Source organism: Lentzea sp. NPDC060358, assembly GCF_042725365.1.
In the GTDB taxonomy this organism is placed as follows: domain Bacteria; phylum Actinomycetota; class Actinomycetes; order Mycobacteriales; family Pseudonocardiaceae; genus Lentzea.
On the sequence record NZ_JBHXCW010000327.1, the window covers coordinates 1 to 7,025 of the forward strand.

The following is a 7,025-nucleotide window of genomic DNA, read 5'->3' on the forward strand; positions in this document are numbered from 1 at the left end:
CCGTGACCCGCGACGCCGTGTTCGGCTTGCCGCACATCGCCGACGACGAGCTCGTCGCGATGCGGCACGGCACCGAGATCGAACGGCTGAACGGCGACCAGGCGCTCGCCTGCCCGGGGCAGCAGTACCAGGTGATCCTGCACAGCGCACCCGCCACGGAGATCGCGAAGTGGTTGCTGGACAGCGCGACCACCATCACCGAGATCGCGGAGACCCTGCACCTGCAGAGAGCTCTCGTGGCCGATGTCGTCGCCTACCTGGCCGGTGCCGGGCTGGTCGTCACGGCGAGGCGTTGAACCGGCGTGATGTTGCTCCGATCGCGCAGCGCGAAAAACGCGGTTTCCCAGGAAGCGCCCGTATCATGGCCGCGTCCCGACCCTCGCGTGGGAGCTGCTGTGACGCTGCGACAGGAACGTTCCTCGGTATCCCGTCGTTTGGCGTACGTCGTGATCAGCGTGGTGTTCGTCGGCTACCTCGCCAACGCCTTCTTCAACGTCCTGCAGGCCGGTGCCACCCCGGCGCGGATCGCGGGATCGCTCGCCTGCCTGCTCACGATCGGGTTCCTGCAGCTGCGCGTCTTCTCGCGGCCGAGCGCGGACCTGCGGTCGGTCAAGGCGCACCTGGCACTCGCCGCGCTCGCGCTGCTGGTGTTCGTGCCGGTGCTGTTCTTCCCCAACGCGTGGTCGGGCATGCCCGGTTTCCTCGCGGGCAGCGCGCTGCTGGTGCTGCCCGGACGTGTGCGGTGGTTCGTCTTCGCCGCGGTGGCGCTGGCCAACGCCGCGACCAAGATCGGCCAGTACGAGATCGGCCTGCTGGCCTACTACCTCGTGTCGTCGATGGTCGCGGGACTGGTCGTCTTCGGCCTGTCCAGGCTGCCGTCGCTGGTGAAGCAGCTGGAGACCGCCCGGTCCGAGCTCGCCGACCTCGCGGTGTCGCAGGAACGGCTGCGGTTCGCCCGCGACCTGCACGACCTGCTCGGCTTCAGCCTGTCGGCGATCACGCTGAAGGTCGAGCTGGCACGCAGGATGCTCGGTGAGCACACCGAGCGCGCCCTGCGGGAGCTGGCGGAGATCCTCGGCATCGCCCGCGAGGCCCTGACGGACGTTCGTGCGGTGGCCTCGAGCTACCGCGAGCTGTCGCTGACCGACGAGATCGAGTCGGCGCGGTCCGTGCTGACGGCGGCGGGGGTCGCGACGACGATCCAGGCCGACCCGGCGGAGCTCTCCCCGCGCTCCCGGACCGTGCTCGCCGCGGTGCTGCGCGAGGGCGTGACGAACCTGCTGCGGCACAGCCTGGCCGGTCGCTGCTCGATCACCATCGCCCGCTCCGGCAGGACGGTGTCGATCGACATCGTGAACGACGGCGTGCCCGCCCAGGCCGACGGCGAGCGGGGCAGCGGTCTCACCAACCTCGCCACCCGCGCGAAAGCCATCGGCGGCTCGCTCCTCGTCCAGACCTCACCGGCCGGCACCTTCCGCCTGCTCGCCGAGGTGCCGGCCGAGCCGGAACCCGAGGAGCCCGCGCGCGAGTCGCGCCCGGCCGGCCCGCCGATCGAGACGCGGTTCGCGCAGGTGCTGCTGACGACCGTGGTGATCGGCTACGGGGTGATGGCGACGACGCTGGCGTCGTACGACTACGACACGGTCGGCGTGGCCGGGATCGCGCTCGCCGCCGTGAGCAACGTGGTGATCGCCGCGCTCGTGCTGGGTGTCGTGAGCCGCCCGCACGTCCGGCCCGCACTCGGCTACGCGGCGCTGGCGGGGCTCGCGGTCTGCGTGTACGTGCCGCAGTTCGTGTTCAGCAACCCCTACATCGGCGGTGTGCCGGGCTTCCTCGCCGGATCGGCCGCGCTGCTCCTGCCCCGCCGGCTCAACTGGGTGGCGTTCGTCGCGGTGGTCGCCGGGCAGGCCGTCATCGCCAGGGCCGTCGGCGAGGACTCCGTCAACATCGAGTACTTCATCATCGCGGCGACCAACCACGGGCTGGTGCTCTACGCGCTGACCCGGCTGCGGTCGATGGTGACCCAGCTGCACGAGGCCCGCGAGGAGCTGGCGACGGCCGCGGTGACGCAGGAGCGGCTGCGGTTCGCCCGCGACCTGCACGACCTGCTCGGCTACAGCCTCTCCGCCATCACGCTGAAGAGCGAGCTCACCCACCGCCTGGCGACGATCGACCCCGCCCGCGCGCGCCAGGAGCTCACCGAGGTGCTGGAGATCTCCCGGCAGGCCCTCGCGGACGTGCGGTCGGTGGCGCTGAGCTACCGCGAGCTGTCGTTCGACGAGGAGACCCAGTCCGCGCAGGCGCTGCTGTCCGCGGCCGACATCGAGGTCACCGTGCGCATCGACGCGTGCGACCAGCTGCCGACCGAGGTGAAGGTGACGCTCGCGACCGTGCTGCGCGAGGGCGTGACGAACCTGCTGCGCCACAGCAAGGCCGAGCACTGCGAGATCGTGCTGGAGAGCTCCCGCGACCTCGTCACGATGGACATCGTGAACGACGGCATCTCGTCGAACGACCACGGCTCGCGCGACGGCAGCGGCATCGGCAACCTGACGACCCGCGTCCGCGCGCTGGGCGGCGAACTGCAGGCCGGGCCCACGCCGCAGCACACCTACCGGCTGCGGGCGGAGATCCCGATCCTCTAGGGCCGGTTGTCGTACAGGCCCAGCTCGGCGGCGTCGGGCGCCTCGAACACCTGCGCGTACCCGGTCATGAGGTCTTCGGTGATCACCACGAACCCGTCCCGGTTGCGGATCTCGAGCCGGCGGACGAGCTCGGCGAACGGCACCTCCAGGTAGCGCAGCTCGACCTGCGCGCCGAGCGCGCGGGCCATCTCGCGCAGCTCGTCGCGTTCCGCGCGGTCCCAGAAGCCGAAGTCGAGGATGACGTCCTGGCCGTGGTGCAGGAGGTGGCGGGCGAGGGTCTTGAACCTGTGCTCCAGCCGTGCCCGGAAGGGTTCGTCGAAGAGGTCGACGCCCAGGCCGTGGATCCACTCGTCGGGGCACAGGAGGATGGCCGGAACCTCGCGTTCCAGCCGCTTCGCCAGGGTGGTCTTGCCGGCGCCCGGCAGGCCGCACGTGAGGATCAGCCTCGGCACGGGGGTGATGCTCGCACGGGTGGCGGGGTGGGGGCACCGGGGTTTCGCCCGTTCGGGGTGGGGCGGGAGGGGTGGTTCGGGGTTGGTTTCCGGCGGTGGGGGGCTGGCCGGTGCGGGTTGCGGCCGGGGAGGGGTGCGAATCGCAGTGGAAGGCGGTGGAGGGCTGCGGAGCTGCTCAGGCATGCGGGCTGCCTGGGCTTGATCGCGCCTGCGCGCGATTCGTCCGTGCGCGCGTCGGCCTCCCTCATGCCGAGGGGGCGCACAACAGCTGTACCGACGCGCATCAAGCGGCCTCTCGCGCGTTAGCGCCCCTCACCCACAAGGCGCCCCTCACCCGTCGCCCGCCCTCTCGCGCGTCGACCGCCCTCTACCCACCCACACCCACCTACCGACACTCGCGCGCAAGGCCGACCTCGCGCGCGTCGGCAGGCCTCACATCATCTCGATGACCGCGCAGCCCCAGCTGTACCCGGCGCCCACCCCGAACATCACGATCCGCTGCCCCGACACGGCCTTCCCCGACTGCACGAGGTGGTCGAGGCTCGCGAACTGGTCCCCGGCGCCGAGGTGCCCGACCGTGCGGCTCCACGACCACGTGGTGCGGTCGGTGTCGAGGTCGTACGGGCGCAGGTAGTTCACGTCGAGGCGCCGGCGGCCGAAGTGCGGCAGGATCACCCAGTCGGCGTCGCCGATCTTCATGTCGGCGTCGGACAGGGCCTGTTCCACGGCAAGCGCTTGCCCCGCGTTGGCCTTGTTGATGCCGTAGGAGAGGCCGAACTCGCGGCTGAACGCGTGCTTGGCCTCCTCGAAGTCCACCGGGATGCGGTGCGAGAACGGCGCCAGGCCGAACGGCACGTCGCCGCGGTGCAGCGGTTCGAGGTCGGAGTCGGCGTTGATGGCCAGCGACAGCAGCTGGGCGTAGCCGCCTCGGGTGGACAGCACGAGGGCGGAGGCGCCGTCGCCGTAGGGGGTGCCGGGGTCGGTCCGCCAGCGGTCGATGCCGGGCAGGCAGAAGCGGTCGGAGGACGTCAGCAGGGCGTCGCGGCCCGGCCTCGCGGTCAGGTACGACACGGCGAGGTCCATGGCGGCCAGGCCGCCGTTCGACATCTGCCGGATCTCCAGCGCCAGGCAGGAGTTGCGCACCGTCTCGCGCTGGATGTACGAGCCGACCGGCCACAGGTCCTGGCCCTGGTGGTAGGTGGTGGCGTGCAGGATCAGGTCGACGTCGTCGGGCGCCGACCTCGCGCGGGCCAGCGCGACCCGTGCCGCCTCGACCGCCATCTCCGCCGCCGACTCGTGCGGGGAGACCGAGACGGACTCGACGTCGGTGCGCGCCACGAGCTTCGGCTCGCACTCCCCCGACGCGATCGCGTCCGCGACCGTCAGGGTCGACGGCAGGCGCACGCCGGTGCCGCTGACGAAAACATCCTTCACTCGCACCGCGGTCAGACCTCCTTCAGCGCGCGTGCGATGCGCACGACGCGTTCCGCCTGCAGTTGGGCCGCCTGCAACGCCATCTCGTCGACGGGCACGTTGTCCGCGCCCAGGACGTGCGAGGTGCCGTAGGGGTTCAGGTCGCCGCCGGGGGGCACGATGATCCCGCCGAAGTGGCAGACCATGTTGTAGATCGAGACCAGCGTGGTTTCCATGCCGCCGTGCACGGAGCCGCCCGAGGTGAAGGCGCTGTAGACCTTGTTCGCGAGCAGGCCGCTGAACCACGCCGGCCCCAGCGTGTCGATGAACTGCTTGAGCTGCGCGGACACGTTGCCGAACCGGGTCGGCGTGCCGAACACGACGGCGTCGGCCCACAGCACGTCGTCGACCGACGCGACGGGCACGTCCGCCGTCTCCTCGAGGTGCGCGGCCCAGGCGGGACGGGACCGCCACGCCGCCTCCGGCGCGAGCTCCGCCGCCCGCACCAGGCGCACGCCGGCGCCGTGCTTCTCCGCTGTCTCGGCGATCTCCGTGGCGAGCCGGTGGATCGTTCCCGTCGAGGAGTAGTACACGACTGTCACGTTGACGGCGCGTTCCATGGCGCATCCCTTCGCAAGGCAGCTCTCCCCACCCTTGCCGGGCCGGCTCGACGCGGCGTGGAGCGCGACATGAACGTTGGGAGATATGGTGTCGCGCGGAGGGGCGCGATGATCAGGGTTCTGCTCGCGGAGGACATGCACATGGTGCGCGGTGCTCTCATCGCGCTGCTCAACCTCGAACCGGACATCGAGGTCGTGGCCGAGGTGAGCTCGGGCGACAAGATCGTGCCGACCGCGCGGCAGCACGGTCCCGACGTCTGCGTGATCGACATCGACCTGCCGATCCTCGACGGGCTGAGCGCCGCGACGACGATCCGTGAGACGATGCCGCAGGTCAGGACGTTGATGCTGACCTCGCTCGGCCGTCCGGGCACGCTGCGCAGGGCGTTGGCCGCGCGGGTGGACGGGTTCCTGCTGAAGGACGCGCCGCCGTCGGAGCTCGCCGACGCGATCCGCCGCGTCCACGCGGGCGAACGGGTGGTGGACAGCCAGCTCGCCCTGGCCGCGTGGGACCGCGGCGAGTGCCCGCTGACCGACCGCGAGCTGGAGGTGCTGCGCCTCGCCGCGAACGGCGCCGACGCGCCCGACATCGCTGTCGCGCTGTCGTTGTCGGTCGGCACGGTCCGCAACTACATGACGACGATCATGACCAAGCTCAACGGCCGCAACCGGGTGGACGCCATCCGCATCGCCGAGGAAGCCGGCTGGCTGTAGCCGCCGCGTCCCCCGTCGTGCGGATGGCATCGCTCACGCCGCCTTCTGCTGGCTGGCGCGCAGGTCGAAGCCCGGCCGGTCGACGTCCTCCGGGGTGAGCCGGTTGCCGTTCTCGAGGATCCGGCGCCCCATGAGGAAGTCGATCGGGCGGTTGTACGCCTCGATTCCAATCAACTTGTCATTCTTGAAGCAGAACACCGAGAAGCGGCCCTCGGCCGGGTCGCCGACGGTGACCGTGCGGTCGTGGCCGTTGGTGAGTCCCGCCGTCTGCAGCTTCACGTCGTACTGGTCGCTCCAGAACCACGGCAGGGCGGTGTAGGGCTCCGCGCTGCCCATGATGGCCGCCGCGACGGTGGTCGCCTGGTCGGTGGCGTTCTGCACGGACTCCAGGCGGATCAGGCCGCCGGCGTGCGTGCTGGCGAACCGCGCGCAGTCGCCGACCGCGTAGACGCGCGGGTCGACCGTGCCGAGGTGCGCGTCGACGAGGATGCCGTTGTCGACCGCGAGGCCGGCGCGCTGGGCGACCTCGGTGTTCGGGACGACGCCGATGCCCGCGACCACGAGGTCGGCGACGAGCAGCGTGCCGTCGGTCAGTTCGACGAGGCCTTCCCTGACCGCGGCGACGCCCGTCCCGGTGAGGATCTGGACGCCTTCACTGCGGTGGCGGTTGACGAGGTGCTGGGCCGTCTCCGCGGACACCGCCCGCTGCATCACCTGCGGCTGCGCCTCGACGACGGTCACCTCGTGGCGCAGTTTCCGCACCACGGCAGCGAATTCCAAGCCGATGAACCCACCGCCGATGACGACGACGTCGAGCCCGATCCGGTCCTCGAGCCGCCGCTTGATCGCGTCCGCGTCGGCGACCGTGCGCAGGTTCAGCACGTGCTCGGCGCCGGGGATGGGCAACGGCCGGGGCCGCGCGCCCGTGGCGAACACCAGGTGGTCGTAGCCGATCGTGCGGGCGCAGCCCAGCACCGCGACCCGTGCCTGCCGGTCGACCCCGATCACCCGCTCGTCGCGCACGAGCTTGATGCCGTGGTCGTCGTAGTAGGACTCCTGCCGCAGGACCAGTCCGGCGAGGTCGGTCTCCCCCGCCAGGTAGGCCTTCGTGAGAGGGGGCCGCTGGTACGGCGCGGCCTGCTCGTCACCGATGAGCGTGATGGGGCCGCGGTGTCCCTGCT

The 7,025-nt window shown here is 71.2% G+C and carries 7 protein-coding genes; 3 read left to right on the forward strand and 4 right to left on the reverse strand.

The genetic code is table 11. The annotated features are described in order from the left end of the window. Together ACFWGZ_RS37855 and ACFWGZ_RS37860 are read left to right on the forward strand one after the other, a co-directional pair. The coding region (locus tag ACFWGZ_RS37855) for a hypothetical protein (RefSeq protein WP_382456411.1) at window positions 1-296 on the forward strand (296 nt) is incomplete at its 5' end. 150 nt (window positions 297-446) lie between these two features. After that, complete coding sequence (locus tag ACFWGZ_RS37860) at window positions 447-2,645, forward strand: sensor histidine kinase (RefSeq protein ID WP_382456412.1); 2,199 nt, start codon at window positions 447-449, stop codon at window positions 2,643-2,645. Here the strand turns inward: ACFWGZ_RS37860 and ACFWGZ_RS37865 are convergent. The 3 genes from ACFWGZ_RS37865 to ACFWGZ_RS37875 form a co-directional block, all read right to left on the reverse strand. Beyond that, window positions 2,642-3,097: an AAA family ATPase gene (locus tag ACFWGZ_RS37865; RefSeq protein WP_382456413.1), complete on the reverse strand. Its 456-nt coding sequence runs from the start codon at window positions 3,095-3,097 to the stop codon at window positions 2,642-2,644. The two genes, ACFWGZ_RS37860 and ACFWGZ_RS37865, sit on opposite strands and share 4 nt — an antisense overlap. 432 nt (window positions 3,098-3,529) lie before the next feature. Next, a complete protein-coding gene (locus ACFWGZ_RS37870) occupies window positions 3,530-4,537 on the reverse strand; it encodes a ketoacyl-ACP synthase III family protein (protein ID WP_382456414.1) in 1,008 nt (335 codons plus the stop codon). 5 nt (window positions 4,538-4,542) lie between these two features. Beyond that, window positions 4,543-5,130 (reverse strand): flavodoxin family protein, encoded by a 588-nt coding sequence (locus ACFWGZ_RS37875; RefSeq protein WP_382456415.1) that lies wholly within the window; start codon window positions 5,128-5,130, stop codon window positions 4,543-4,545. Between the two features lie 108 nt (window positions 5,131-5,238). Here ACFWGZ_RS37875 and ACFWGZ_RS37880 point away from each other — a divergent pair, with 108 nt between their 5' ends. Next, window positions 5,239-5,844, forward strand: a complete 606-nt coding sequence (locus tag ACFWGZ_RS37880) for a DNA-binding response regulator (protein WP_382456416.1) — start codon at window positions 5,239-5,241, stop codon at window positions 5,842-5,844. A gap of 33 nt (window positions 5,845-5,877) precedes the next feature. Here ACFWGZ_RS37880 and ACFWGZ_RS37885 read toward each other — a convergent pair. Beyond that, a partial coding sequence (locus ACFWGZ_RS37885; RefSeq protein WP_382456417.1) for an NAD(P)/FAD-dependent oxidoreductase occupies window positions 5,878-7,025 on the reverse strand: 1,148 nt, incomplete at its 5' end.